At 70.5% G+C, this 26,112-nt stretch carries 22 protein-coding genes; 7 read left to right on the top strand and 15 right to left on the bottom strand.

All coding sequences use genetic code 11. From position 1 onward, the window contains the following. Positions 1-3: 3 nt before the first annotated feature. From JNB50_RS00950 to JNB50_RS00915, 8 genes are all read right to left on the bottom strand, one after another. On the bottom strand, positions 4-1,938 hold the full coding sequence (locus tag JNB50_RS00950; RefSeq protein WP_208038237.1) for a triacylglycerol lipase: 1,935 nt from the start codon (positions 1,936-1,938) through the stop codon (positions 4-6). Positions 1,939-2,062: 124 nt separating this feature from the next. Continuing rightward, on the bottom strand, positions 2,063-3,430 hold the full coding sequence (locus JNB50_RS00945; protein WP_208038236.1) for an NAD-dependent succinate-semialdehyde dehydrogenase: 1,368 nt from the start codon (positions 3,428-3,430) through the stop codon (positions 2,063-2,065). A gap of 120 nt (positions 3,431-3,550) precedes the next feature. After that, complete coding sequence (locus tag JNB50_RS00940; RefSeq protein ID WP_208038235.1) at positions 3,551-4,972, bottom strand: FAD-binding oxidoreductase; 1,422 nt, start codon at positions 4,970-4,972, stop codon at positions 3,551-3,553. Positions 4,973-5,054: 82 nt separating this feature from the next. Next, complete coding sequence (locus JNB50_RS00935; protein ID WP_208038234.1) at positions 5,055-6,719, bottom strand: ABC transporter ATP-binding protein; 1,665 nt, start codon at positions 6,717-6,719, stop codon at positions 5,055-5,057. Next, the gene (locus JNB50_RS00930; RefSeq protein ID WP_208038233.1) at positions 6,716-7,582 is read right to left on the bottom strand and encodes an ABC transporter permease; all 867 of its coding nucleotides are present in this window, start codon (positions 7,580-7,582) and stop codon (positions 6,716-6,718) included. The genes JNB50_RS00935 and JNB50_RS00930 overlap by 4 nt, the downstream gene beginning before the upstream one ends. Continuing rightward, positions 7,579-8,547, bottom strand: coding sequence for an ABC transporter permease (locus JNB50_RS00925; protein ID WP_208038232.1), 969 nt, complete (start codon positions 8,545-8,547; stop codon positions 7,579-7,581). Before JNB50_RS00925 ends, JNB50_RS00930 begins: the two co-directional genes overlap by 4 nt. Next, positions 8,534-10,183, bottom strand: a complete 1,650-nt coding sequence (locus JNB50_RS00920) for an ABC transporter substrate-binding protein (RefSeq protein ID WP_208038231.1) — start codon at positions 10,181-10,183, stop codon at positions 8,534-8,536. Before JNB50_RS00920 ends, JNB50_RS00925 begins: the two co-directional genes overlap by 14 nt. A gap of 67 nt (positions 10,184-10,250) precedes the next feature. After that, on the bottom strand, positions 10,251-11,951 hold the full coding sequence (locus JNB50_RS00915; RefSeq protein ID WP_208038230.1) for an amidohydrolase: 1,701 nt from the start codon (positions 11,949-11,951) through the stop codon (positions 10,251-10,253). A gap of 107 nt (positions 11,952-12,058) precedes the next feature. Between JNB50_RS00915 and JNB50_RS00910 the strand changes: the two genes are divergently transcribed. Continuing rightward, positions 12,059-12,742, top strand: a complete 684-nt coding sequence (locus tag JNB50_RS00910; protein ID WP_307794546.1) for a TetR/AcrR family transcriptional regulator C-terminal domain-containing protein — start codon at positions 12,059-12,061, stop codon at positions 12,740-12,742. A gap of 151 nt (positions 12,743-12,893) precedes the next feature. Here the strand turns inward: JNB50_RS00910 and JNB50_RS00905 are convergent, their stop codons facing one another. Further along, on the bottom strand, positions 12,894-13,289 hold the full coding sequence (locus JNB50_RS00905; protein WP_243767853.1) for an SHOCT domain-containing protein: 396 nt from the start codon (positions 13,287-13,289) through the stop codon (positions 12,894-12,896). Positions 13,290-13,449: 160 nt separating this feature from the next. Here JNB50_RS00905 and JNB50_RS00900 point away from each other — a divergent pair, with 160 nt between their 5' ends. Genes JNB50_RS00900 through JNB50_RS00885 form a run of 4 tightly spaced genes read left to right on the top strand, consistent with a single transcriptional unit; the run spans position 13,450 to position 16,876 of the window. Beyond that, complete coding sequence (locus tag JNB50_RS00900) at positions 13,450-14,925, top strand: anaerobic C4-dicarboxylate transporter family protein (protein WP_208038229.1); 1,476 nt, start codon at positions 13,450-13,452, stop codon at positions 14,923-14,925. Between the two features lie 31 nt (positions 14,926-14,956). Continuing rightward, a complete protein-coding gene (locus JNB50_RS00895) occupies positions 14,957-16,330 on the top strand; it encodes a M20/M25/M40 family metallo-hydrolase (RefSeq protein WP_208038228.1) in 1,374 nt (457 codons plus the stop codon). A gap of 15 nt (positions 16,331-16,345) precedes the next feature. After that, positions 16,346-16,558, top strand: coding sequence for a hypothetical protein (locus JNB50_RS00890; protein ID WP_208038227.1), 213 nt, complete (start codon positions 16,346-16,348; stop codon positions 16,556-16,558). Positions 16,559-16,582: 24 nt separating this feature from the next. Next, positions 16,583-16,876 carry a hypothetical protein gene (locus JNB50_RS00885; protein ID WP_208038226.1) on the top strand — a complete coding sequence of 98 codons (294 nt, stop codon included), beginning with the start codon at positions 16,583-16,585 and terminating at the stop codon, positions 16,874-16,876. Positions 16,877-16,895: 19 nt separating this feature from the next. On the opposite strand, the gene JNB50_RS00880 is transcribed toward JNB50_RS00885, so the two are convergent. The 4 genes from JNB50_RS00880 to JNB50_RS00865 all read right to left on the bottom strand — a co-directional run bounded on the left by JNB50_RS00880 (position 16,896) and on the right by JNB50_RS00865 (position 22,209). Beyond that, a complete protein-coding gene (locus JNB50_RS00880; RefSeq protein WP_243767852.1) occupies positions 16,896-17,186 on the bottom strand; it encodes a hypothetical protein in 291 nt (96 codons plus the stop codon). Positions 17,187-17,384: 198 nt separating this feature from the next. Continuing rightward, complete coding sequence (locus tag JNB50_RS00875; protein WP_243767851.1) at positions 17,385-19,055, bottom strand: MDR family MFS transporter; 1,671 nt, start codon at positions 19,053-19,055, stop codon at positions 17,385-17,387. A 46-nt stretch (positions 19,056-19,101) separates the two neighbouring features. Further along, entirely contained in the window at positions 19,102-19,716 is a 615-nt protein-coding gene (locus tag JNB50_RS00870) for a TetR/AcrR family transcriptional regulator (RefSeq protein ID WP_208038225.1), read from the bottom strand. A 132-nt stretch (positions 19,717-19,848) separates the two neighbouring features. Further along, positions 19,849-22,209 (bottom strand): glycoside hydrolase family 5 protein, encoded by a 2,361-nt coding sequence (locus tag JNB50_RS00865; RefSeq protein ID WP_208038224.1) that lies wholly within the window; start codon positions 22,207-22,209, stop codon positions 19,849-19,851. A 107-nt stretch (positions 22,210-22,316) separates the two neighbouring features. Between JNB50_RS00865 and JNB50_RS00860 the strand changes: the two genes are divergently transcribed. Beyond that, positions 22,317-23,156: an SDR family oxidoreductase gene (locus tag JNB50_RS00860; RefSeq protein ID WP_208038223.1), complete on the top strand. Its 840-nt coding sequence runs from the start codon at positions 22,317-22,319 to the stop codon at positions 23,154-23,156. Between the two features lie 10 nt (positions 23,157-23,166). Here the strand turns inward: JNB50_RS00860 and JNB50_RS00855 are convergent, their stop codons facing one another. Continuing rightward, on the bottom strand, positions 23,167-24,888 hold the full coding sequence (locus tag JNB50_RS00855) for an AarF/ABC1/UbiB kinase family protein (RefSeq protein ID WP_208038222.1): 1,722 nt from the start codon (positions 24,886-24,888) through the stop codon (positions 23,167-23,169). A gap of 4 nt (positions 24,889-24,892) precedes the next feature. Beyond that, on the bottom strand, positions 24,893-25,474 hold the full coding sequence (locus JNB50_RS00850) for a PadR family transcriptional regulator (RefSeq protein WP_208038221.1): 582 nt from the start codon (positions 25,472-25,474) through the stop codon (positions 24,893-24,895). A gap of 202 nt (positions 25,475-25,676) precedes the next feature. On the opposite strand from JNB50_RS00850, the gene JNB50_RS00845 reads away from it, so the two are divergent. Beyond that, positions 25,677-26,111, top strand: coding sequence for a DUF2510 domain-containing protein (locus JNB50_RS00845; protein WP_208038220.1), 435 nt, complete (start codon positions 25,677-25,679; stop codon positions 26,109-26,111). Position 26,112: the final 1 nt, after the last annotated feature.

Below are 26,112 nucleotides of genomic sequence, written 5' to 3'. Positions count from 1 at the left end.
GGGCTACCGGTTCGCGTCCCGGTTCGTGATCGTGAAGGCCAGCTGTGCAGCCGGGCCGAACACGGGGAGCGCCCGCGCGGCATCCGGGAGCGGGAGGGCGGCGCGGATGACGTTCGGGTTCTGGGGGTCGGGGGTCAGCGTCAGCTCGTTCGCCATCTGGCCGAGCTGGTTGATCGCGCCGGGGACCGCGCTGTTCCAGCCGGTCCAGGCGCCGAAGCGCCCGTCGGCGGAGCGGCCGATGTCGACGATGAGCACGTCCTGCCAGTCGCCGACCTGCTCCAGGTTGCTGCTGAAGTCGAAGACGCCGTTGCGCGTGATGACCTGATACACGCGCAGGGTCAGCGCGTACCGGGAGAGGTCCTGGCTGAGCTGCGCATAGCTGCCGACGGGAGCCGCCGCCTGCGGCGCGAGGTCGTGCGCCACCGACGCCACCGCTGCAGCGGCCACGGCCGGGAGGGTCGGATCGAGCGGGTTGTCGAGGGCGACAGTGACCGGCTCCAGCGAGGGCGCCTCGCGCTCCTGCTCGTCCTCGCCCGCGCTGAACGAGTCGAGGAAGCGATGCCACCAGCCCTGGCGGGGAGGCTCGCTCTGCGCGGCCGCCGCCGGCGCGGTCGCTGTCGTCGAGGGCACTGCCGGCGCCGGGTCGTCCCCCACTCCCGGCGTCACGTTCGTCGGTGGGAGGTCGCTCGGCGGCTCCTTCGAGAACAGGAACGTGCCCACCAGCGGGATCGGCGCGTCCACCGAGTCGTCGCCAGGGGCTCCCGGCGCATGCTGCGCGATCTCGGCGTTCAGCTGCACCGGGTTGTAGTGCACCGCCTTCTGCTCGGTGATGAGCACGGACAGCCCGCGGATGGCGAGCTGGAGGTCGGCCTGCCAGGCGACGTCCGGGTGGGCGTCGACCGCCGCTGCGGGAGGCAGCGAGCTCAACTCCACCTGCACCGCCCAGTGCCCGAACAGGAAGCGCGACAGGTTCTGGTAGCCCTCCTCCGAGTTCACCTCGCCGTACGGGCCGGAGTGCGACTTGTAGACGAAGGCGCGGTGCGCGCCCTTCACGTACGCGTTCTCGATGAGCACGAGCCCGTCGCTGCGCGGCCCGACGCCCAGCTTGGCCAGGTTGTAGTCGGTGGAGTCGGTGCCGACGATGCAGAACACGTCGTCGACGTCGAAGATGTCGGCCGGGATGACGCGCGGATCCCACGCTTCGCCCAACGGCTTGTCGCCGAACTTCTTGCCCGGCGTCAGATACCCGTACATCTTGGGAGGAGAGAAGATGTCGGACCCGGCCGGTCCGAACGTCTCCATCAGCCAGTTCATCAGGCCGCCGGTGAAGACGATGCCGCCGTGCGGGGTCGCGTAGGTGCAGAACTTGGCGACGAGCTCCTTGGCGGGGATGCGGCCGTCCTCCTCGCAGATCTTCTGCATCATGCAGCGCGCTACCAGGCCGCCCATCGAGTGCGCGACGAGGAACACCTTCGGGGCGCCGGTCTTCTCGCGCACCAGGAGGACGAGATCGTAGAGTTCGCGCGCCGCCTGCTCGATGTCGAACCCTTGAGCCGTGGTGTGCTCGCGCACGAGGTCCTCTGTCCAGGTGATCGCCCGGTCGAACAGGTTGCCCGAGCGGGGCGTGGGCGCCGCGTAGGTGGTCGCGGCCTCGTCGTAGAAGCGGTGGATCCAGATCGACTTCTGCGGAAGCGTGCCGTCGACCGCCGTCGCGAGCAGCTCCTTCTGGCTCCCCCGCACGAGCACCTGGTAGTCGTGCTCGCCGAGCAGCCGCAGCAGCGGCCCCTCGAACTGGTAGAACTTCGGATCGCCGTCGCCGTTGACCCTGGTGTGGGTGGCGCCCTCGTTGAAGCCGTAGAAGGGATCGTTGACCGTGGCGTCGATCTGGCTGGTCGGGCCGGCGTACCCGCGGCAGTAGACGATCGGAAGCTCATTCACGCTGACACTGTCGCGCACGCCAGTCGCCCGCGGCAAGCCAACTCCCCCCGAGATTCGTCACGAATGTCGATATTCGTGGCACGAATGGTGACATTCGTGACGAATCTTCGGGTGGGGAGGGCGCTCAGCCGCCGATGCGGATGAGCTTCTTGTTGACGAACTCGTCGGCGCCGAAGCGGCCGAGCTCGCGGCCGGAGCCGGAGCGCTTCACGCCGCCGAAGGGCAGCTCCGCGCCGTCGGCCAGCACGACGTTGACGAAGACCATGCCGGCCTCGATCTGGTCGGCGACGCGGTCGGCCTGCGCGGGGTCGGTCGTGTAGAGGTACGAACCGAGGCCGAACGGGGTGTCGTTCGCGATGCGCACCGCTTCGGCCTCGTCCTTCGCGCGGAAGACCTGCGCGACCGGCCCGAAGAACTCCTCCTTGGAGGCAGGGTTGTCCGGCGTCACGTCGGTCAGCACCGTGGTCTCGAAGAACGCGCCGTTGCGGCCGCCGCCGCGCACCAGCGTCGCCCCGGCCGCGACCGCGCGCTGCACCTGGTCTTCGAGGCCCTCGGCGGCCCGAAGCGACGACAGCGGGCCCAGTGCCGCGCTCTCGCTCGTCGGGTCGCCGGCCTCCACCTCGGCGAGCTTGGCGGTGAACTTGGCCAGGAACGAGTCGTACAGTTCGTCGGCGACGACGAAGCGCTTGGCCGCGTTGCAGGACTGCCCGCTGTTGTCGAGGCGCGCGTCGACGGCGTTCTGCACGGTGGCGTCGAGGTCATCGGTCGACAGCAGGATGAACGGGTCGGACCCGCCGAGCTCCAGCACGACCTTCTTGAGGTTGCGGCCGGCGATCTCGGCGACCTTCGCGCCGGCGCGCTCGGAGCCGGTGAGCGAGACGCCCTGCACGCGCGGGTCGGCGATGACCGTCTCGATCTGGTCGTGCGACGCGTAGATGTTGACATAGGCGCCCTCGGGGAAGCCCGCGTCGAGGAAGATCTTCTCGATGGCCGCTGCCGACTCCGGGCACTGCTCGGCGTGCTTGAGCAGGATGGTGTTGCCGATGATCAGGTTCGGGCCGGCGAAGCGCGCGACCTGGTAGTACGGGAAGTTCCACGGCATGATGCCGAGCAGCACGCCGAGGCCCGACCGGCGCACGACGGCGGAGCCGGTGCCGTCGAGCAGCTGGATCGGCTCGTCCTTCAGGAACTCCGACGCGTGGTCGGCGTAGTACTCGTAGATCGCGCCGGCGAAGTCGACCTCGCCCAGCGCCTGCTCGACCGGCTTGCCCATCTCGCGCACGATGATGTCGGCCAGCTCCTGGCGACGTTCGACGTGCAGCTGACCGACCCGGCGCACCAGCGCCGCGCGCTCCTCGACCGTGGTCGTCTTCGACCAGGTGCGGTACGCGTTGTCGGCCGACGCGATCGCGGCCTCGAGGCCGGCGTCGGTGATCGTGTCGAAGGTCTTGACCGTCTCGCCCGTGGCGGGATTGGTCACGGCGTAGCTCATGTTGCTCCTTATTCCTACAGTGACGGGGTCGTGGCCCTGGGTGATCGTGGCGGAGGGCAGTCCGGAAGGGGCCCTCGGTAAGACCCTACGGGTCCGGTGCGGCTCGCGCTACGAGTCGCGCTACGAGTCGAAGCCGAGACCGACCGCATCGAGGGTCTTCTGGAGGACGTTCCTGCGCCCTTCGTTGTGGTCGGCGCGGTTCAGCGCCCATCTGCTGAGGTTGATGCCGGTGCTCGCCAGAGGCTCCGGCGGGAACGGCGTCGGCTTCGTGCGGACCATCTTCAGCTCGGTCAGCTCGGTCGGTGTGCCGCCCAGGAGGTCGAGCAGCACCCGCGCGGCGAACCGCGTGCTGCCGACGCCGAGCCCGGTGAACCCGCTCGCGTAGGCCACCCGCCCCTTGCGAGCGGTCCCGTAGAACGCGCAGAACCTGCTGCACGTGTCGATCGCGCCGGCCCAGCGGTGGGTCGCGCGGATGCCCTCCAGCTGCGGGAATGTCGTGAGCAGGTGCCCGGCGAGCCGTTCGAACGTCGCGCGCCGCTCCTCGTACGCGGGCTCGACCCTGCGGCCGTAGTGGTAGATCGCGTCGTAGCCGCCGAACAGCAGCCGGCCGTCGTGCGAGAGCCGGTAGTAGTGGAACTGGTTGCCCATGTCGGCCAGCCCCTGCCGGTTGCTCCATCCGATGTCGGCGAGCTGGCCGGCCGTGAGCGGCTCGGTCATCAGCACGTAGTCGTACACCGGCACGGTCATCAGCCGGTTGCGCTTGAGCAGCGCGGGGAACACGTTGGTCGCCAGCACCACCCGGTCGGCCGTGACGACCGTGCCGTTCACGCCCAGCCGCACCGGGCCGGACCCGTCGGTCTGCACGCCGTCGACCGACGATCCCTCGTAGAGCTTCACGCCGAGCGCCTCGCACGCCTCCGCGAGACATCTCGCCAGCTTCGCCGGGTGCACGAGGGCGGCGTCGCTGCGGTTCCAGACGCCGGCGAGGTAGGTGGGCGAGTCGACTTCGGCGCGCACCGCGTCCTCGTCGAGGAACTCGCCGTCGCCGTCGGCGGCGGCCTCTTCGGCCCAGGCGACCTGGTGGGGCTCGACCGCCACGTTCAGCACGCCGGTACGCTCGAAGTCGGCGTCCACGTTCAGCTCCGCGAGGGTGCGTTCGATCTCGTCGAGGTTCTCGCGGCCGAGCTGCTGGAGGCGGTCGAACTCCTTCGGGAACCGGGCGCGACCGTTGACCTCACCGTGCGTGAGGCTGGCCTCGCAGAAGCCGCCGTTGCGACCGGAGGCCGCCCAGCCGATCCGCTCGGCCTCCAGCAGCACCACGCGCGAGCCGGGGTCCCGCTGCTTGGCGAGCAGCGCGGTCCACAGGCCGAGGTAGCCCCCGCCCACGACGGCGAGGTCGGCGCGGAGCGGCTCCTCGACCGCCGGGCGCCGGGCGGCCGGTGCGTCGGCGATCCAGAACGAGCCGTGCTTGCTGCCCTCCAAGAGGTGCGCAATTGCGGAGGCGGAGGGGGCGTGCCGTTCGAAGACGGTCGTGTGGGGCATGGAGCTCCTCTGGCGGAACGGAATGGGTCGGAACGGGATGGGTCGGAAGGGGATGGACGGTGGCGCAGCGCGGCGGGCGCGGTCACGCCACCCGGTCGGGCTCGGCCCGCGGCACCGAGTCGAGCAGCAGACGGGTGTACTCGTGCTGCGGGTTCGACAGCAGGTCGACCGTGCGGCCGCTCTCGACGATCTCGCCGGAGCGCATCACGACCGTCCGCTCGCACACCGTGCGCACGACGCCGAGGTTGTGGCTGATGAACAGCACGGTCAGCCCGCGGTCGCGCCGGATGTCGGACACCACGTCCAGGACCTGCGCCTGCACAGACACGTCGAGCGCGCTCGTGGCCTCGTCCATGACGAGCACGGCCGGTTCGATGGCCAGGGCCCGCGCGATCGCCACCCGCTGCCGCTGGCCGCCGGAGAGCGTCCGCGGCAACGCCTGGGCGTGCGCTTCGACGAGCCCCACCTGGCCGAGCAGCGCGAGCACCTGGGCGCGCGCATCCGCCGTGGCGATACCGGGGTGGTGGAGGCGCAGGGCGTCCTCCACCGCTCGGCCGACGCTCATGCGCGGGTCGAGCGACAGATACGGATCTTGGAACACCATCTGGATGCGGCGCGCGTGCCGGAGCCGGTCGGCGCGGGTGCGCGGCCTCCCGGACTGCACAGCGCCGTCGATCGACACCGTGCCGGCGTCCGGCTGCTCGAGGCCGACGATCATGCGCGCGAGCGTGGACTTGCCCGACCCGGACTCCCCCACGACGCCGAGCGCTTCACCAGCCGGAATCGCGATCGTCGCACCGCTGACGGCCCGCAGGGGCCCGCGACCGCGGATCTGGTAGGTCTTCGCGAGATCGTGCACGACGAGCACGGGAGGCCGGAGCACGCCGTCCGCGTCGAGCTCCGTGCGCTCGCGCGGCTCGTCGCCGGTGACCTCGATCGTCGGCGTCGCCGCGACCAGCCGTTGCGTGTACGGGTTGGCCGGCCTGCGCAGCACCTGGGAGGCAGCACCCTGCTCGACCACCTTGCCCTCGCGCATCACGTAGACGCGGTCGCAGAACGCCGCGGCAAGCGTCAGGTCGTGGGTGATGAAGAGCATTCCCATCGCCCGCTGCTCGCGCTGCTCGGCGAGCACGTCGAGGATCTGCGCCTGGGTGGTCACGTCGAGGGCGGTCGTCGGCTCGTCGCAGACGAGAAGCTTCGGCGAGCCGGCCAGCGCGCCGGCGATCATCACGCGTTGCAGCATCCCCCCGGAGAACTCGTGCGGGTACTGGCGCAGGTGTTCCTCCGGATGCGGCAGGTGCACCGCCGCCAGCAGCTCGATCGCCCGCGCCCGCGCCTCCGCCGCCGGCCGGCCCTCGCCGAGTCGCAGCGCCTCGGTGAGATGGTCGCCGAGCGTGCGCATCGGGTTGATGCCCGCGCGCGGGTCCTGAAAGATCATGGCCGCGGTGGAGAGCCGCAGCCGCTTCAGCTCGGCCCGGTTCGCGGTGAGCACGTTCGTGCCGTCGAGCAGCACGGAACCGGAGGTCTGCGCCCGGTCGGGCAGCAGGCCGAGCACCGTGCGCGCAGTCAGCGATTTGCCGGAGCCGGACTCCCCCACGAGCCCCACGGTCTCGCCGTCGGCCACCGCGAGGTCGATGCCGTGCAGCAGCTGCCGGGCGGTGCCGTGCTTGGGAGCCGGGAGGTCGAGCCTCAGTCCGGAGATCTCGAGCAGGGGGCCGCCCGCGCGGCCCGGGCACGTGGAGGTCATGCCGGCGTCCTTCCACCAATGCGGTCCGAGAGCTCTTCGCCGATCACGTTCACGGCGACGACCACGATCACGACCGCGACGGCGGGGACGATCGCGGGCAGAAAGTACCCGCCGGCGACCCCGGCCTGGGCTTCGTTGATCATCGCGCCCCAGTCGGCCGTCGGCGCCTGGACGCCGAGGCCGAGGAACGACAGGCCTGCGAGCTCCGCGAGCACGTAGCCGAAGTTCAGCGTGGACTGCGCGCCGACGGTCGGCGCGACGTTCGGCAGGACGCGGCGCACGGCGATCCACGACCCCGCGAAGCCCTGGACGCGGTAGGCGGAGACGTACGGGCGCGAGCGCTCCGTCGCAACGAGCTGGCGCGTGAGGCGGGCCACGAACGGCGAGTACGCGATGCTCATGGCGATCACCGGCGCCACCAGCCCCTTGCCGAACAGGGCCACCGCCATGATCGCGATCAGCAACGACGGGAAGGCGAACAGCACGTCGAAGATGCGGGCGAGCGTGGCGTCCAGCCAGCCTCCCCGCCAGCCGGCGACGAGTCCGAGCACGATGCCCAGGAGCGTGGAGGCGATGACCACCAGCAGCGGGCCGAGCAGCGCCGTGCGCGCGCCGAAGATCATCCGGCTCAGGGTGTCGCGGCCGAGGGCGTCGGCGCCCAGCCAGTGCGCGGGGCTCGGGTTCGCGTACACGGCGGAGAAGTCGACGTGGTCCGGGTCGTACGGTGCGATGAACGGCGCGAACACGGCCGCAAGGGCGATCACGGCCAGCACGACGATGGCGACCGTGAAGCCGAGGCGGGCGGGCCGGCGGACCGTCGAGCGCATCACCTTCAGGGCGAGAGTCGGTGTGGGGGCGCTCATCGTCCGGCCTCCCCCGCCGCTGCGCGCGGATCGATGACCGGCTCCAGCAGGTCGACGATCGCGTTCACCACGATGAACGCCGTGACCACCAGCAGCACGATCGCCTGCACGACGGGGAAGTCGAGCCGGTCGACCGACTGAACGAGCAGTGAGCCGATCCCGGAGATGCCGAACGCCGACTCGACGATGGAGGTCGCCACGAGCAGGCCCGCGACGAGCATTCCGCTCACCGTCAGGATCGGGCCGATCGCGTTGCGGAACACGTGCCGTCGCACGACCGTCGCCCGGCCGAGACCACGGCTGGTCGCGACCTCCACGTGCTCCCGGCCGAGCTGCTCGACCATGGACATTCGCGTCACCTTTCCGATCAGGACCACGAAGACGATCGCCAGCGCGATCGACGGCAGCACCAGGTGGTAGGCCATGTCGAGGAACCCGCTGCCCGACCCGAAGGCCGGGAACCAGCCCAGTTGCACGGCGAAGAGCGAGATCAGGACGATCGAGCCGACGAACGAGGGGATCGCCCCCAGCACGGTCAGCAGGGTCAGGGTCGCGCGGTCGGCGATCCGGCCGTGATTGAGCGCCGCGACCGTTCCGGCGATCAGGCCGACCACGGTGATCATCACGCCGGCCATCACGACCAGCCCGAGGGTCACCGGGAGTCGGTCGCCGATCACCGTGGCCACAGCCTGGCGGTACTGCAGCGACCGGCCGAAGTCGCCGTGCAGCATCCCTCCGAGCCAGTTCAGGTACTGCTGCCACGGCGGAAGGTTGAGACCGAACTCCGCGGTGACCTGGGCCACCGCCTCCGGGGACGGCTTGCGTCCCCGGAGGAGGAAGCTCACCGGATTGCCGGGAACCAGGAAGCGGGAGAAGAAGACCAGGAGCGAGGCGAGGAACAGCGTCAGCAGGAGCGAGCCGAGTTTGCCCGCGACCCGCCGCGCGGCCGCCTTACCGTGCGCCAATCGTGGCCGCCCAGGGGTAGTAGAGGAACGCCACGGACGGCGCGACTCCGGTGATCTTCTTGCCGACGAACACCGTCATCGGCCCCTGGAAGAGCGGCAGCCACGGCAGCTGCTGGTTCGCGATCTTCTGCAGCTCGGCCGACTTCTCTGCGCGCGCCTTCGGGTCGGCGATCGCGACCGCCTGGTCGACGAGGGCGTCGAAGCTCGGATCGGACCAGTTGCCGTAGTTGCTGAACTGGCCGGTGCGCAGCACGCCGTACATCTCCAACGGGTCGGGCGTGGAGAGGTACCAGGAGGTGTAGAACAGGTCGACGCCCTGGCGTGCCGTCGGGTCGGAGAACAGAGTGGTGTACGAGTCCGGCGTCATCGTCTGGATCTTCGCCTTCAGCCCGATCGACTCCGCCGCGGCCGCCGTGGCCTGGGCGACGACGCTGAAGTCTGCCCCCATCGGCGCGGTGCGGATGGTGATCGTCTTGCCGGTCGCGCCGGCCTTCTCGACCAGCTTCTTCGCGGCGGCGACGTCGTACTTGTAGGGCTCCAGCCCGCTGAAGGCCTGCTTCCTGGTGGCGTCGGACGCCTGGCCCCAGACCGACTCGGTGGTGAGCGCGTTCGTGACCGAGCCGTAGCCCTTGACCGCAGCGTCGACCACGCCCTGGCGATCCATCGCCATCAGCAGCGCCTTGCGCACGTTCAGGTCGCCGAGGACGCCCTTGAGGTTGCCGACGATCAGACTGCCGACCGCGGTGTTGAGGCCGAAGTAGAGCTTCCCGGCGTCGGAGGTGTTGAGCTTGGTGATCGCCTCGGTCGGCACCATCCAGCCGCCGTCGACCTGACCGGAGGTGAGCGCGTTCACGCGCGCGTTCGGGTCGGTCATGAAGAGGATCTTCACCGTGCCGGCCTTGGCCTTCAGCTTCGGGTCCCAGTACTTGTCGTAGCGGGTCAGCGTCACCGACTCGCCCGACTTCCAGGAGGTCAGCTCGAACGGTCCCGTGCAGTTGACCAGCCCGGTCGAGTTGCCGTAGTTCTTGCCCTTCGCCGCGAGCGTGGCAGCGGACTCCACCACACCGGCAGCGCCGCTGATGCCGAGGTTGAACTGCGAGTCGGGCTTGGTCAGGGTGACCGTGACCTCCATCGGCCCGGTCTGGTCGATCGACGCGACGTTCTGGTAGACGGAGAACCACGACGAGCCGACGGCCGGGTCGAGGTGCCGGCGCATCGAGGCGACAGCGTCCGCGGCGGTCATCGGAGTGCCGTCGTGGAAGGTCACGCCCGGTCGCATCTCGTAGACCCACGTCGTCGGGGTGGGGTTGCTGTACGACTCGGCGAGGCCCGGCGTGATCGTGTAGTCCGGGTTGAGACGCAGCATCGACTCGCAGACGTTCGAGAGCACCTGGTTGTCGGAGTAGTCGAACGCGTAGGCGTAGTCGAGGGAGTACGGCTCCGAGTAGGAGACCCAGGTGAACGAGCCGATGTCCCCGGAGGGCGCCGGGGTCTGCGCCGTCAGCTGGAACGACGGATGCGCGCCCGTCGACGGGGAACCGGAGCCGGCGGGAGAGCAGGCGGCGAGCGCGAGGCCCGTGACGAGGACGGCCGCCGTCGCGAGGACGAGACGGCGTCGGGTGCGGTGTCGAGGCATTTCGTGAATCCTCCTGTGGTGGGGGCGCTGTGGGTGGGGTGCGGTGCGGTCGTGCGGTGCGGTCGGGTCAGGCGGTCGTCGGCACGGTCGCGGCGTCGCGCACGTACACGGGCACGCCGCCGACCCAGGTCGAGACGACGGTGCTCTCGTGGATGCGGTCGGCTGGCACCGAGAACGGGTCGGGCTCGATGACGACCAGGTCGGCGCGGTAGCCCGGCGCGATCGTCCCGGTGTCGTGGTCGCGGTGGTTCACGTACGCCGAGCCGGACGTGTAGGCGGCGAACGCGGTCGCCAGGCCGAGTCGCTGCTGCTCTCCGCCGAGCGGCGCATCGCCCGAACCCGGGGAGACCCGGTTGACGGCGATGTGGATGGCGGCGAGCGGGTCGGCGCTCGACACCGGCCAGTCGCTGCCAGCGGCCAGCCGGGCTCCCGCCCGGTCGAGGTCGCCGAACGGGTACTGCCTGGCCTCCAGTGCGGCGTCGAGGAACGGCAGCGTCAGCTCGTCGAGCTGGGTCTCGTGGCAGGCCCAGAGCGCCTGAAGGTTCGCGATCGCGTCGAGCGCGGGGAACCGGGCGGCGTCCTCCTCCGACACGACCTGCAGGTGCGCGAGGTGGTGCCGTCCGTCGCTCGCGCCGTTCGCTGCGCGCGCGGCTTCGACGGCGTCGAGGGCCTCCTGCACCGCGCGGTCGCCGAGGGCGTGGAAGTGCACCTGGAAGCCGAGCCGGTCGAGCTCGGTGACGTACGTGGCGAGGTGCGCAGGATCGATGAACGACAGCCCCGCGTTGTCTGTCTCGTGACCGTGTGCGTCGAGGTAGGGCGACTTCATCGCCGCCGTGAAGTTCTCGGCGACGCCGTCGACCATGATCTTGACGGTGCCGAGGTCGAACCGGTCGTCGCCGAGCCGGCGGAACTCGTCGCGGCGCTCGACCATCCCGGCGATCTGCTCGGCGTCGGCGTCGCGCACCCACCACTGGGCGCCGCGGACGTGTGCGACGAGGGTGTCCTCCTTCAGTGCACGACGGTAGGCCGGCAGGTTCGGGGGCATCGTGGCGACAGTGCCGATCATGGCGTCCTGCCATCCGGTGATGCCGAGCGCGAGCAGCTCGGACTGGGCGCGGAGCAGGCCGGCGTACGCGAGCTCGTCGTCGATCTCCGGCTTGACGGCGTCGAACAGGTCGCCTGCACCCTCGTGGAACGTGCCGGCGGGGAAGCCGTCGGCCTCGCGCTCGATGCGGCCGTCGACCGGGTCGGGGGTGTTCGCGTCGAGCCCGGCGAGGCGGATCGCCGCCGTGCTCGCCCAGACGCTGTGGTGGTCGCGGCTGGCGACCAGCACCGGGCGGTCGCCGACCACGGCGTCCAGGAGGCCGCGCGCCGGCGCACCGCCGGGGAAGTGATCCATCGACCAGCCGCCGCCGAGGATCCAGCCCTCGGGGTTGGCCGCGGCGTACGCCGCCACCCGCTGCACCGTCTCGGCCGCGTCGGCGGAATCGGCCAGCGAGCACTGCAGCAGCTCGACGCCGCCGCCCACCGGGTGGATGTGGGCGTCCTGGAAGCCCGGGCTGAGCAGCGCGCCGTTCAGGTCGATCACCTCGGTCGCGGTGTCGAGGTGGTCCTCCACCGACGCCTGCGGCACGATGCCGAGGATCCGCCCGTCTGCGATCAGCACGGCCTGGCCGTTCACCGGCTGCCCCGCTCCTGTGAAGATCCGACCGCCGGTCAGGATCACGTCCGCCCGGTCGCCTGCCCGGTTCACTGCTGCGTCGGCCATTGTGCCGATTCCCTTCGTCGTCGAGTGGATCGAGCCGATGCTAAGACGATCTCAACGCCAATGTCAACAGTGCTGACATGACTGTTGGCATCCGCTATCGTTGGATCGTGACAGAAGCGATGACGCACGACCACTCGAAGCGCCTGGACCGCGCGACGATCGTGAGGGCTGGGCTCGAGATCGCGGCGGGGCCACGCACCTCCGCCATCTCCATCCGTGCGCTCGGAAGCGCCCTCGGCGTCGACCCGACCGCCGTCTACCGCCATTTCCGCGGCAAGGACGACCTCATGCGCGCACTGCTCGACGAGGTGCAGGCCATCGCGCTCGCGGAGGTCTCAGCGCTGGACGGCGCGTGGAGCGACCGACTCCGCGCACTCTCCCGCGCGACGCTCGACACGTTCGTGCTCTACCCGGCGATCGCGCTGGAGGCCACGGTGCTCACCACCAACGGCCCGGCGGAGCTCGCGACGATCGAGTACATCCTCGCCGCGTTCTCGGAAGCCGGCCTCGACGGCTCCGACCTGGTGCGCCACTACGCGCTGTTCGCGTCCTACGTGCTGTCGGAGGCGGCCGGCATCGCCCGCGGCCGCACCACGGCGGGCGGCGGCGACGGCGAGACCCGCGCCAGCAACGCGTGGTTCGAGGGCCCGCTCCTGGTCGACCCGCTCATCCACTCCCACATCGCCTCGGTCGCCGCCGAGCTGCGCGACCTGCGCGACGAAGACATCTTCCGGATGGGCGTCGACGCCATCCTCGACTCCGCGGAGCGGGCGGCGGCGCCCACCCCCTGAAACAGGAGAAGTTCCCGCGATCCGCCTGCGATCTCCTTCGAGCGCGCTGGTGAAGGAGATCGCGGCACAGGCTTCCTTTTGACAGACCCTACGTCCGGGTGCCGCAGCGCAGGGGTTGGATGCTGCGACACCCGAGGTCGGTGTGCCGCCCTCAGCTGAGGGCGCGCGCCTTCAGGTGGTCGAACTCCTGCTGCGTGATGGTGCCGGAGACCAGCAGTTGCTGCGCCTTCGCGATCTCGTCGGCCGGGCTCGACGACGCGACCTCGCGGATATGCGCGTCGACCACGGCCTGCGTGTCCGCGGCCTCCTTCACGCTACGCTCCGCCATCCCGCGGCCACGTGCGATCAGATAGATCAGCGCCGTGAGGAACGGCACGAAGATCAGGAAGATGATCCACACCGCCTTCCACCAGCCGTTCAGCTTTCGATCGCGGAACAGGTCGCCGATGATCGCGAACAGCGCGAACAGGTACGCGATGAACGCGAAGCACCAGAAGAACCACCAGACGATGCTCCAGAAGTTGTTCATGATCGTCCTCCCCGTCATGACCGGTCCAGTGCCGGCGACGGGAATGTAACTCGCGGGGCGCCGCTGTGGCTACACCCGAATCCTTCGACATCCGGAAGCGTGCGGATCCGCCGCAATTGCCCTCTCCCCATCGCGCCGCGAGTGTTGCATCCTATGGCCGAATGGGGGGAGGTCGACCATGGAGATCGCTCTGGTCATCATCCAAGCGTGCGTCGTCATCGGCGCCATCGTGCTCGGCGTCAGGACCGGAGGGCTGGGCCTCGGGCTGTGGGGCGTCGTCGGCACCGCGATCCTCGTCTTCGTGTTCCGCCTGCCGCCGGGATCACCGCCGATCGACGCGTTCTTCATCATCATCGCGGTCATCACGGCGTCGAGCGCGATGCAGGCCGCGGGCGGCATCGACTACCTGGTGTCGATCGCGTCGAAGATCATCCAGGCCAACCCGCGGCGGCTCACCTATGTCGCTCCCCTCGTCGCGTTCGTGTTCACGGTCCTATCGGGCACCTCCAACATCTTCTTCGCCCTCATCCCGGTCATCTACGAGACCGCCTACCGCAACGGCCAGCGTCCAGAGCGGGCGCTGGCGGCGTCCACGGTCACGTCGGGACTCGGCATCACCGCGAGCCCGGTTTCCGCGGCGATGGCGGCCTACCTGGTGCTGATGGAGGCGAAGGGCTTCGGGCTCCCCCAGGTGCTCGCCATCACCGTCCCCTCCGCGATCGTCGCGTGCGTCGTGACGTCGTTCGTGCAGCAGCGCATCGGCAAGGAGCTGCTCCACGACCCGGTGTTCCTCAAGCGGGTGGAGGACGGGACCGTTCAGGTCCCCGCCGCTCTGCAGACGCGCTACGACCAGCAGGTGGGGCGCGCCGCCCCCGCCCTCGCGGCAGCAGGAGACGGGTCGGAGACCGGGATACCGGCCACCGCCGTCGCCACCAAGCCGCCGCGCGGGGCGGGGCGGCTCACCAAGGAGGAGTCGTCGGCCATCGAGCACCCCGTGCCTCCGGGAGGCGCGGTCTCCGCCTGGATCTTCGTCGCCGGCACCCTGCTCGTCGTACTGCTCGGCCTGTTCCCGTCGCTACGGCCGGCGTTCCCCGACGCGGAGGGCAAGCCGGAGCCGATCCCGATGGCGACCGTGATCGAGATGGTGATGTTCACCGTCGCGCTGGTCATCATCCTGGTACGCCGGGTGAAGCCGTCGCTGGTCGTCGAACAGCCGCTGCTGCGCGCGGGCTTCGTCGCCGCCGTCGCCCTCTTCGGCATCGCCTGGATGGCCGACACCTTCATCTCCGCCAACGAGGAGACCATCATCAAGCCGCTGGGCGAGCTCATCAAGGCGAACCCGCTGCTGCTGGCGGTCGCGCTGTTCATCGTGGCCGGCCTGACGACCAGCCAGTCGGCGACGACGAACACGCTGATCCCGATCGCGTTGAGCGCCGGGCTGGCTCCCGGGGTGATCACGGCGATGTGGCCGTCCCTGATCGGCGTCTGGCTGTTCCCGGCCAACGGCTCGCAGATCGCGTCGGTCGAGACCGACAGAACGGGGTCGACGAAACTGACGCAGGTGCCCGTGTGGCACTCATTCACCATCCCGATGCTGGTGTCCTGGGTCGCCGTGGTCGCGTCCGGCCTGCTCATCCAGCTGATCGTCCACTGATCGCGCACCGCACTCACGGAGGAACCGAACAATGACCGACACCGCATCCGACATCCCGGCCCGCGCGGCGGCGCTCATGCCCGACGTGCTCGAGCGACTCGAGGAGCTCGTGCGGATCCCGTCCGTGGCGTTCCCCGGCTTCGACCCCGAACCCGTGCACCGCATGGGCCAGGCCGTGGTCGACATGTACGCGGCGGCGGGCGCCGAAGGGGTGCGTCTGCTCGACGTGCCGGGCGGCTACCCGTGCGTCTACGCCGACCTGCCCGGCCCCGACGGCTCCCCCACCGTGCTCCTGTACGCCCACTACGACGTGCAGCCGGCGGCCGAGACCCAGGGCTGGTCGAGCGACCCGTGGGAGCCGACCCGCAAAGCGGACGGCCGCATCTACGGCCGCGGCGCCGCCGACGACATCTCCGGCCTCGTCGCCAACTACGCGACTCTGAAGCTGCTCGGCCCCGACCGGCCGTGCCGGGTGATCCTGCTCTCGGAGGGCGAGGAGGAGACGATCTCGCACCTCGAGGCGTTCGTCGAGGCCAATCACGCGTTGTTCGCCTGCGATGCGGCCGTGATCGCCGATATCGGCGGTCAGGAGGTCGGGCGGCCAGGGCTCACGGTCGCGCTGCGCGGCGACGTGGCGTGCACCGTCACGGTTCGCACCCTCGCGAACCCGGTGCACTCCGGCGAGTTCGGCGGAGCCGCTCCCGATGCGTTGACCGCGATGATCCGCATCCTCGACACCCTGCACGACGAGCACGGGGACACGGTCATCCCCGGCGTGGACTCGGGCAGCTGGGACGGGGCGGCGATGGACGAGCCGGTGTACCGGGAAGGGTCGGCCATCCTCCCCGGTGTCGACTACCTGGGCACCGGCTCTTTGGCCGACCGCATCTGGATGAAACCGTCGGTGACTGTGCTCGGGATGGACCTCCCGAACACGGTCGAGGCGTCGAACGTCCTGCTGCCGTCCGTCACGGCCAAGCTCTCGATGCGCATCATCCCCGGCTCGGACGGCGACGCGCAGCTGGAGGCGCTGATGGCGCACCTGCGGGCGCAGCGCCCGTGGAACTGCATCGTGGAGGTCGAGAAGGTGAAGGTCGGGCACGCCTTCCGGGTGGACGAGAGCCACCCGGCCATCCCGGCGGCCATGGACGCGATGCAGACGGCGTACGGACGCCCGGTCGAGTCGATCGGCAGCGGCGCCTCCATCCCGCTCGTGGCGTCGCTGAAGAAGGTGTCGCCCGGCGCGGCGATCCTGCTGTGGGGCGCGGAGGACACCAAGCAGTCGCGCATCCACGCCTCCGACGAATCCGTCGACCCTGACGAGATCGAACGGCTGATCGTGACCCAGGCCCTGTTCATCCGGGAGCTCGCCGCGGCCATGGAGACGCGGGCGTCTCGGGCCTAGGGTGATGGGCGGCTGATGCGGGAGCTCGCCAGATTCGCCGGCGCGGTCGCGGTGATCGCGCTCGCGGCGTCGGCGACCGCTCCCGGCCCTGCGCTCGGGCCGGACCGCGTGGTCGACGCCATCGTGGTCGTGCTCTCGGCCGCCGCCGCGACCGCCTGCGCCGTCATCGCGGACGTGCGGCGGGCGCGGGAACGGAAGGCGGAAGCGGCGGCGCACTCGCCCGTGTAGCTGGGCGCGCTGTAGTTTGGGACGATGGCCGACCTGCCCGATGCGCTGCCCGCCGACTACGAGCCCGCCCACGTGTTCCGCGTCGTCGCGATGCCCCTCGAGCGCGGCTGGGGCGTCTGGCTGCGCGCGGCGGACGACAGCATCATCCACAGCTTCGGCCTGGGGCTGTCGCCGGAGACGCCGTTCCGCCCGGAGGTGTTGGACGTGCTCGGGCCGATCCTGAACCTGCAGTTCCGGCTCGCCTACATGGACGATGCGGCGTGGGACGAGATCGACAACCACTGGTCGGCCGTGGTGTACGAGTACACGCCGCGGTAGTCGGTCGGTCCTCCGGGATTCAGTCGTCCGGCGTCGAGAGCTGCTGGACGTTGTCGTCACCATCGGCGAGGGTCCGCGGTTCGGTTCCGGAGTAGAGGTAGGCGGCAGCCTCCGGCCACGCGCTGGCGTCCACGAGCCGAAAGACGTCGACCGCAGCGGCGCCCTCGAACGCCGCAGCGGCACGGATCACCGCGGGAGGTCCGGCGCCGACGAGGGGCAGACGTCTGCTGAAGCTCTCGCGGGACTCCTCGGCGTAGAGGAACACCGCGACGAACGTGCCGTGGACTCCGTTCGGCTCCATCGCTGGCATGACCGACCCCCGCATGTCGTGGTGACACCCGAACGGGGGTGCCCTCGTGGCGCATGATGCACCAGGCTCCCCGCGCGCGGCAAGACGCCGCGTCGCCACAGCCGGGGGACAAAACCGCCGCCTCCGAGCGCCGAGGGGCACGTTGTTGTCGCTTTTCGCGGGCGAAAGCGACAACAACGTGCCCCTCGAGGTCGCGGGCTAGGGGTGTGGGGAGTCCTGGAGGTCGGCGTCGGGGAGGTTCGCGTCGGGAAGATTCGCGTCGGGGGTCCGCTTGCGTCCCCGCTGCTCGGCCTCCAGCCGTTCGGCCTCCTCACCGCCGATCGCCTCGCCGCGGGCGACGAGGCCCGACTGGTCGGACAGCGGGATCTGCTTGAGGAACAGCGCCAGCAGGAACGCGACCGCGATGAACGGCAGCAGGTACCAGAACACCGGGGCGAGGGCGTCGGCGTAGGCGTTGACGACGCCGGTGTGCACGGCCTCCGGGAGCTTGTTCAGGGCCTCGGGGCTCAGGGTGGAAGTGGCACCGGCCGCATCGGACGCCGAGGCGCCGGCTTTGGTGAACACCGCCGTGAGGTTGTCGGTGAGCCGCGTGGTGAACAGCGTGCCGAAGACCGCTGTGCCGAGCGCCGCGCCCACCTCGCGGAAGTAGTTGTTCGTGGAGGTCGCGGTGCCGAGCTGCGCGGCGGGCACCGCGTTCTGCACCACCAGCACGACGACCTGCATGATCAGGCCGAGGCCGGCGCCGAACACGAACAGGTACACGCAGATCAGCCAGATCGGCGTGGAGGCGGCGAGCGTCGTCATGCACACCATCGCGATGCCCGTGATGACGGTGCCCAGGATCGGGAACAGGCGGTACCGACCTGTGCGGGTGATCAGAGCACCCGACAGGATGGACGTGCCGATCAGGCCCACCATCATCGGGATCATCAGCAGGCCGGATGCCGCTGCCGACGTGCCGGACGACATCTGCAGGAAGGTCGGCACGAAGCCGATCGCCGCGAACATCCCGATGCCGAGGGCGAGGCCGATCGCCGTCGCGTTGATGAAGATCGGATTCTTGAACAGGCTCAGCGGGATGATCGGGTCCGTGGCCTTGGCCTCCGCGATCACGAACGCGACGGCCGCCGCCAGCATCCCGGCACCCCACGCCCAGGTCGCGAGCGAGCCCCAGCCGTAGGCCTTGTCGCCGCCGAAGTCGGTGAAGAAGATCAGGCAGGTCGTGGCGATCGAGAGGAACAGGATGCCGAGGATGTCGATCGGCTGCGTCGCCTTCTTGGTCGGCAGCGTGAGCGCGAAGATCGCGATCACGAGCGCGGCGATCCCGACCGGGATGTTGATGTAGAACGCCCACTGCCAGGTCAGGTGGTCGACGAAGAAGCCGCCGAGCAGCGGGCCGGCGACCGCCGAGAGGCCGAAGATCGCGCCGAGCGGCCCGAGGTACTTGCCGCGCTCGTTGGCCGGCACGATATCGGCGATGATCGCCTGCGACAGGATCATCAGACCGCCGCCGCCGAGACCCTGCAGGGCGCGGAAGACGACGAACGTCCAGAAGTCGCCCGCGAAGGCGCAGCCGACGGAGGCGGCGGTGAAGATCGCGATGGCCGCGATGAACAGCCACCGCCTGCCGAGCACGTCGCCGAGCTTGCCGTACACCGGCATGACGATCGTCGTGGCGAGGATGTACGCGGTCGTGATCCAGACCTGGTGCGAGACGCCGCCGAGGTCGCCGACGATGGTCGGCATGGCGGTCGAGACGATGGTCTGGTCGAGGCTGGAGAGCAGCATCCCGGCGATGAGGGCGCTGAAGATGATCCAGATGCGGCGCTTGGTGAGCAGCATCGGGGCCGGCGCGATGGCGGTTGTCATGGTGTCCGTTCGTTGGCGTTTCGTGTGTCTGCTGGTGCGGTGACGTCTAGAAGAGCTCGCGCACGACCTCGAGGCGGCGATGCACGAGCGTGGCCAGGTCGTCGGCGGGCTCTGACCCGCCGGGATCGGGCTTGAAGTACTGCTCGGCACTCGCGCGCATGATCGCGCCGACGAGCTGCACGGCTGCCGCCGCCCGCAGGTCGCCGGCGGGGAGGCCCTCCCTGCGCTCCACGAGCTCGATGTCGCCGCGCTCGCTCTCGCCGGCCAGCTGGAGCATGTGCCCGATGAGCCGCGGCTCGCGCTCGAACGCCTGGATGATCTGGGCGACCTCCGCGGCCGTGATGCCCCCGAACGACCAGCGCTCGAGGTGCAGCGCGATCAGGTCGTCGACGAGATGCGGGATGCCGCGGGCACCTGCGGCGGCGAATCTCTCGGCGGCACCGGACTCGTCGAGGTCGACGGGCACGCCGATGACGGCGTTCTCCTTGGAGGCGAAGTAGTTGAAGAACGTGCGGCGGGAGACGCCGACCTCCTCGCATAGCTCTTCGATCGTGAAGCCGGTGAGGCCGTTCGCGATGGTGAGCCTGCGGGCGGCGTCTTTGAGTCCCTGCGCGGTCTCGGCCTTGCGCCGCTCGCGGGTCGACATTGCACTCTCACTCACGAAGTGCAAGTTTGCACTGCGTACCTGAAAGTGCAATGTGAGGCCGACGACGACGAGCGCGAGGGGCACGTTGTTGTCCCCTTCGGCACTCGAAGGGGACAACGACGTGCCCTTCGGCGGCGCGCGCGCCGCTCAGGCGCTGGTGTTGAGCGTGTAGCGGCCGGCGGCGCAGCCGGTGATGAGCCACCCTCCCGGCGCCGCGACGGTCGCGAGCGCCGTCACCCCGGTGGAGTGCACGGTCGGCTCCGTCGCGCCGGGCACCCACACCTCCAGCCCGCAGCTGTCCTGCTGCGTCGCACCGACGAGGAGCAGGTCGGCGCCCTTCGCGCTCAGCACGCTGAGGGTGCCGGGCGCCGAGCGCGGGTACGCACGGCTCAGGACGGCGAGCAGGTCGGTGCGCGGCGGCGCGTCGCCTCCTGTCGTGCAGTTCTGCACCTGCAGCCCGTTGCCCGTCGGTCCGATGCCGTTCTGCGGATCGCCGCACGCCTGCTTCCACACCCAGTACGCGCTGCCCAACCGGTTCGCGTCCTCGGCTTTCGCGTAGCGCGCGAGTCGCGCGTCGACGTCGGCGGTGTCGCCCCAGTAGCCGTACTCCCCCGACCACAGCGGCGCGTCGTACTGGGCGGCGACCCGCTGGGCGAGCGTGAACTGCCGCTCCAGGCCGACGATCGGCGGCAGGCCGAGCGAGCGGTCCATCGTGATCGACTCGGCGTAGAGGTGCGGTGAGAAGACGATGTTCCCGTCCGTCGTGAAGCCGGGCGTCGGGCCGGTGTCGAAGCCGAGGCCCGACCAGAAGATGCTGGGCTCGACGACGACGATCTGCCGCGACCCGGCCGCGCGGATCGCGCCGATCGCACGGTCGTAGAACCGGCCGAGCAGGTACGACGTCGTCACGGGGGCGGTCTCCCCGAATCCCGGCTCGTTGAGGAGGTCGTACCCGGCGACCGTCGGCTCGTCGCGGAAGACCCGCGCGAGCTTTCCCCAGGTCGCCACGAGAGCCGACTGGACTCCGGAGGTATCGAAGTAGAAGTTCTGGAACGCCCGGTCGCCGGCCGGCGAGATGTCGCGCCCGGTGAACTGGCAGCGCGGGGCGCCGTCGGTGATCGTCGCCCAGGCCGGGGCGCCGTCGTAGCCCCACATCGGGTCGGTGCCGGGCCGGCACTCGGCGCCCGACGGCGTCGCGCCCTTCCACCAGCCGTCCTGGTGCATGTCGAGCACGATGTAGATGCCGTGCTGGCGCGCCCAGCCCACGGCTTGCTTCACCGCCGCGAGGTAGCTCGGCGAGAGCGCGCTCCTGGTCGGCTCCAGCGCCGACCAGGAGAGGTTGAGGCGCACCACGTCGAAGCCCTGCGCGGCGATGCCGGCGAAGTCCGCCTCCGTGAGGGGACGCGTCGCGGCGACCCCGGCCTTCGGCTGGTAGAAGTCGACGAGCTGGTTGACGTTGACGCCGCGCAGCAGCACCTGGTCGCCGCGGCCGTCGGTGATGGTCGTACCGGAGGCGCGGAGGAAGCCGGCCGGAGCGGCGTCGGCGGCAGCGCTGCCGGAGGCTGTGGCCGAGGAGTCCGCCGCCGAGGCGGGCGCGATCGCCGGCACTCCGAGCGCCACAACGACGGCGACCACCACGATCGCCGCCGCCGACAGCCGCGCGACGCGCTCACGGCCGGCGGCAGGGATCCGTTCGACCGCCAGTGCGCCGACGCCGACGATCCAGCCGACGCACGCGCCGAACGAGAGCCCGTCCGCGACCGCGACATAGGCCGCCATCGCCGGCCAGAGGTCACCGCTGAGCCCGCCGTCGACCGCGAACGCGACAACCGCCTGCACGAGGCCGACCAGGCCGCCCGCCACGAGTGCCGCGAGCCAGCCGCCCAGGACGCCCGGGACGCGTCGCCGCATCCAGCGCAGGCACACCACGGTGGCGAGCCCGAGCAGGAGCACGGCGACGATCACCGAGAGCGGCCCGCGGTCGGGCCGGGCGACGGGGACGCCCGGCGCGTACGCGGCGCTCGTCCACCACTCGCCGGCCAACAGCGGCGCGGCAGCCGCGAAGAGGGCGGCAGGGATCCACGGCGGGCCGCAGCGGTGCGACTCCCGGCGGGTCGGGCCGCCGAACCAGCGCGCGACGGCCGCCACGATCAGCGCGGCCGGGATGGCCTTGGCCGTCACATAGCCGGCGGCCCACGCGCTCACCGCCGGGTTCCACGTCATCACCAGGCAAGTGAGAGCCTGCGCCAGCACGACGGCCAGCACCACGCCCGTCACGAGCGTCCAGTACCGCTCACCCGCGCGCACCGTCACCCACCACACCATCCCGAGCAGCACGGGAACGCCGACCAGGTAGGGGGCGAACGACCAACCGCCTGCCGCGAGCGTCGGTACGGCGCCCGACCAACCGACCAGCGCGAGCAGTCCGGTCGGATCGGCGACCGCCTGGATGCCGACCAGGACCAGGACGGCGGACGCCGCGACGAGAGGGCGGCGGACCGACTTCATGACACTCCATCGTGACAACGGGCTGGGCGCTGCCGACGGTGGCAGCCAGCACAGAATGCGTGATTCGACACTGAGTGTCAAGCTGGAGTCGGTGGCAGGATGACATCGTGACCCAATCGATCCTCCTCATCACCGGCACCTCCTCCGGAATCGGCCTGGCCTCGGCCGTCGCCGCCGCCCGCGCCGGCTTCACCGTCGTCGCCACCATGCGCGACCTGAACCGCGCAGACGCCCTCCGCGCCGCGGCAGACTCTGCGGGTGTCTCGCTCGACTTCCAGCCGCTCGACGTCACCGATCCGGCCTCCGTCGCCGCGTGCTTCGCGCACGTGGAGTCGACCTACGGCCGCCTGGACGCCCTGCTCAACAACGCGGGCGCCGGCCACCTCGGCACGATCGAGCTGGAGTCGGTGGAGGACGTGCGCGGGGTGATGGAGGTCAACTTCTTCGGCGTGGTCGCCGTGACCAAGGCGGCTCTCCCGCTGTTGCGGGCGAGTGGTGGCCGCATCCTCACCGTCACGAGTGTGGGAGGCGTCGTCGGCCAGCCGTTCAACGAGGCCTACTGCGCGGCCAAGTTCGCGGTCGAGGGGTTCATGGAGTCGCTGACCCCGGTGGCGGCGACCGTCGGGGTGCACGTGAGCGTGATCGAGCCCGGCGCGGTGACCACCGAGTTCGTGGCGAACGTCGGCGGCCGGCGCTCGGTCGAGGGCACACCGTACGACGGCGCCCTCCGCGCATACCTGGAGCGCACCGCCGCCGCCTTCGACCCCGCGGCCGCCCAGACGCCGGATGGCGTCGCCGACGTGATCGTCGAGGTGCTGACCTCCGAGAACCCGCCGGCCCGCGTGCAGACGTCGGAGGCCGCGCAGCGGTTCGCCGGCGTGAAGCTCGCGGACCTCGACGGCGCACACGTGCAGGCGGTCACCCGCCACTGGGTGACGGGAGCCTGACGCCGCTCGCTCAGCGGCGGCGAGGGCCGATGAGCGCGTAGAGCAGCGGCAGCACGGACACGCTCATCAGCACGATCCCGAGCGGGAGCACGGTCGGCAGCAGCACCGCGCCGGCAACGAGGAGGCTGCCGAACAGCACCGCCCCGATGAGCCGGCGCGTGACCCGTTCCAGTCGGGCGATGCGGTGGTCGAGTGCCGGCGTCTTGACGGCGAAGTCACCCTCCTCGATGCGCGTGACGAGCGAGTCGAGGCGTTTCGGCAGCCGCACGGCGACGCCGGCGATCGAGACGGCCTCCTTCAGCACGTCCTGCACCACGTTGCCGCTCTCGTCGCGCAGCAGCTGCGACGCGTACGGCTCGATCGAGTCCCAGAGGTTGAATTCCGGGTCGAGCGCACTGCACACCCCTGAGGTCAGCGACATGGCCCGGATGATCAGAAGGAAGTGCTCGGGGAGCTGGAACGGCAGCGAACGGATGACATCGCCGAACTGCACGGCGAAGTCGCGGAACTCGCGCTGGTCGACCTCCCGCAGCTCGGCGAACCCCATGCCGCCGAACCGCGCGAACAGCTGTGTCATCGCGCGCTCGAGGTCGCTCGTGTCGGCGCTCGGCAGCAGCACCCCCACATCCCGCATCGCGTCGACGAGGCCCTTGCCGTTGCGGGAAGCCGCCGCGATCAGCAGCTTGCGGAGGCCGCTGCGCGTGCTGTCCGGCACCTCCCCCATCATCCCGAAGTCGATGAAGGTGAGCTTCCACGGGTGCGCGGTGGTCGCGTCCATCGCGTCCGCCGGGTCGGGGACGCGGGGCGTCACGAAGATGTTGCCCGGGTGCGGGTCGGCGTGGAAGAACCCGTTGGTGAAGAGCTGGTCGAACATCACCGAGGCGAACACCGGGGCCACGTGGGCGGGGTCGATCCCGGCGGCGCGCAGCGCGGCGGCGTCGGTGATCTTGATCGCCGTCACGTCCTCCAGCGTCAGCACGCGCCGGGTGGTGCGCTCCCACACCACCTCGGGGTTGGCCACCCGCGGGTCGTGTGCGAAGTCGTCGGCGAACCGCGCGCAGCTGCGGGCCTCGTGGAGGTAGTCGATCTCTTCGAGGCAGGTCACCGAGAACTCCTCGACCAGTGCGGGCATGTCGACCCGGTCGGCCACGACGCGCACGCGCTTGAGCCAGCCGCCGACGCGTCGCAGTGCGGCGAGGTCGACGTCGACGATCGCGTCGATTCCGGGCCGCTGCACCTTGACCACGACCGTGTCGAGCCCGGTGTCTTCCCGGTCGGCCTGCACCAGCCGCGCCCGATGCGCCTGGCCGAGGGAGGCCGCGGCGACGGGAACGGGGTCGATGCTCTCGAACACGCGGTCCAGCGGCATACCGAGCTCCTGCTCGGCCAGCGCCGCGATCGCCTCGAACGGCACCGCCGGGACTTCGTCCTGCAGCCCTTCGAGCTCCTTGGTGATCTCGGGCGGGAGGACGTCGAGCCGACTCGACATGAACTGCCCGACCTTGATCATGAGCCCGCCGAGCTCGACCGCGAGGTCGTGGAACCGCCGCGCGAACGCGGTCAGCCGCTTGGTGCGCCCACGCTCGCTGAACCGGGCGAGACCGATGCGCGGGAGAAACAGGTCATACCACCAGATGTGGATGAGGTTGCGCGCCGCGAAACGCAGGATGCGGCGGTAGCGGGCGCGGGTATCCCCCGCGCCCGCCGTGTTCGCTGTGGCCGGGGCCGCCACCCGGTCAGTCCTGCGCGAGGATCGAGTAGAGCTTGCGCCGCGCGTCCTCCAGGACGGTCACGGCCTCCTTGATCTGCTCGGGCGTCCCCGTGCGGCGCACCTGCGCGGCCGCCTGGGCGAGGGCGACGCCGGCCTTCGGCAGCTCCCCGTCCCACGGGTTGTGGCCGCCGAACGGACCGCGGTTGGCACCGGCACTGTCGCTCTCGCTGCCCGTGTCCCACGGCGCCGGCCCAGCCTCCTCCGCCGCTGCCCTGCCCTCCTCGGTGAGCGCGTAGGTCTTGCGCCCGTTGGACTCCTCCGCCGTGATCAGCCCCTCGTCGGCGAGCAACTGAAGGGTCGGATAGACCGACCCGGCGGACGGCTTCCAGCTGCCGCCGCTGCGCTCCTCGATCTCGCGGATGATCTGATACCCGTGCATCGGCTTCTCGGCGAGCAGGCTGAGGACGGCGGACCGCACGTCGCCGCGCCCCATCCGCGTGCCGACCTTCTTCTCGAACTGCGACCGCAGCTGATCGAACGCCTGCCACAGGTTGTCCGGGTTCATCCCGCCGCCCCAGGCGCCGCCGCCGGTGAATGTTCCGCTCATGATGTCCTCCTCGGGTGAGTCGGTAACGATAGTTCACGATATATCGTTCGGGGTGGGAGTGGGAGGGGGTTCGGGGAACTCGCAGGGAAGTCGAAACTCCACTCCTCCCCCAGTACAGGTGCACCCCCACCGAAAACCTCACGATTCGATAACGAAAGCGATAGCCTCGATCGACCCGACATTGTTCTCGACGAGGAGCCCGATGAGTCAGTTGCCGCCTCCCGGCTGGTATCCCGACGCCGACAGCCGTTACCAGAGATGGTGGGACGGTCAGCGCTGGACGGACTCCCTGCAGGCGGTGCCGCTGTCCGCGCCCGTCCTCGTGGCCCCGCGGAACGGCCTCGCGACGACGGCGCTGGCCGGCGGCGTCGTGGCCGCCGCGATCGCCGTGCTCGCCGTTCTGACCGCGACGGGGATCGACCCGCTCACGGTGCTGCTGATGGTGGCCGGTACCGTCGTGGCCCTCGCGACGGGCGTCCCGGCGCTCGTCCGCGCGAATCGTCTGGATCCGCACGTCGGGAGGGCGCGCGCCATCTGGGGCATCGCGCTCGGGGCCGGCGCCATCCTGATCGTCGCCGCCGCCGTCACGTTCGCCCTCGTCGTGATGAACGGAGGCTCCGGCGGGACGTCGGCGTGAC

This window comes from Leifsonia sp. TF02-11, assembly GCF_017565305.1.
Classification (GTDB): Bacteria; Actinomycetota; Actinomycetes; order Actinomycetales; family Microbacteriaceae; genus Leifsonia.
The sequence above is the reverse complement of the archived record's forward strand: the minus strand, read 5'-3'. Positions and strand labels throughout refer to the sequence as shown.

What these genes read in the sequence shown, in the direction of transcription:
- JNB50_RS00945 (WP_208038236.1), bottom strand. Translation starts at nt 3,430, where the DNA reads ATGAGCTACGCCGTGACCAATCCCGCCACGGGCGAGACGGTCAAGACC.
- JNB50_RS00940 (WP_208038235.1), bottom strand. Translation starts at nt 4,972, where the DNA reads ATGCCCCACACGACCGTCTTCGAACGGCACGCCCCCTCCGCCTCCGCA.
- JNB50_RS00935 (WP_208038234.1), bottom strand. Translation starts at nt 6,719, where the DNA reads ATGACCTCCACGTGCCCGGGCCGCGCGGGCGGCCCCCTGCTCGAGATC.
- JNB50_RS00930 (WP_208038233.1), bottom strand. Translation starts at nt 7,582, where the DNA reads ATGAGCGCCCCCACACCGACTCTCGCCCTGAAGGTGATGCGCTCGACG.
- JNB50_RS00920 (WP_208038231.1), bottom strand. Translation starts at nt 10,183, where the DNA reads ATGCCTCGACACCGCACCCGACGCCGTCTCGTCCTCGCGACGGCGGCC.
- JNB50_RS00915 (WP_208038230.1), bottom strand. Translation starts at nt 11,951, where the DNA reads ATGGCCGACGCAGCAGTGAACCGGGCAGGCGACCGGGCGGACGTGATC.
- JNB50_RS00905 (WP_243767853.1), bottom strand. Translation starts at nt 13,289, where the DNA reads ATGACGGGGAGGACGATCATGAACAACTTCTGGAGCATCGTCTGGTGG.
- JNB50_RS00900 (WP_208038229.1), top strand. Translation starts at nt 13,450, where the DNA reads ATGGAGATCGCTCTGGTCATCATCCAAGCGTGCGTCGTCATCGGCGCC.
- JNB50_RS00895 (WP_208038228.1), top strand. Translation starts at nt 14,957, where the DNA reads ATGACCGACACCGCATCCGACATCCCGGCCCGCGCGGCGGCGCTCATG.
- JNB50_RS00890 (WP_208038227.1), top strand. Translation starts at nt 16,346, where the DNA reads ATGCGGGAGCTCGCCAGATTCGCCGGCGCGGTCGCGGTGATCGCGCTC.
- JNB50_RS00885 (WP_208038226.1), top strand. Translation starts at nt 16,583, where the DNA reads ATGGCCGACCTGCCCGATGCGCTGCCCGCCGACTACGAGCCCGCCCAC.
- JNB50_RS00880 (WP_243767852.1), bottom strand. Translation starts at nt 17,186, where the DNA reads ATGCCAGCGATGGAGCCGAACGGAGTCCACGGCACGTTCGTCGCGGTG.
- JNB50_RS00875 (WP_243767851.1), bottom strand. Translation starts at nt 19,055, where the DNA reads ATGACAACCGCCATCGCGCCGGCCCCGATGCTGCTCACCAAGCGCCGC.
- JNB50_RS00865 (WP_208038224.1), bottom strand. Translation starts at nt 22,209, where the DNA reads ATGAAGTCGGTCCGCCGCCCTCTCGTCGCGGCGTCCGCCGTCCTGGTC.
- JNB50_RS00850 (WP_208038221.1), bottom strand. Translation starts at nt 25,474, where the DNA reads ATGAGCGGAACATTCACCGGCGGCGGCGCCTGGGGCGGCGGGATGAAC.
- JNB50_RS00845 (WP_208038220.1), top strand. Translation starts at nt 25,677, where the DNA reads ATGAGTCAGTTGCCGCCTCCCGGCTGGTATCCCGACGCCGACAGCCGT.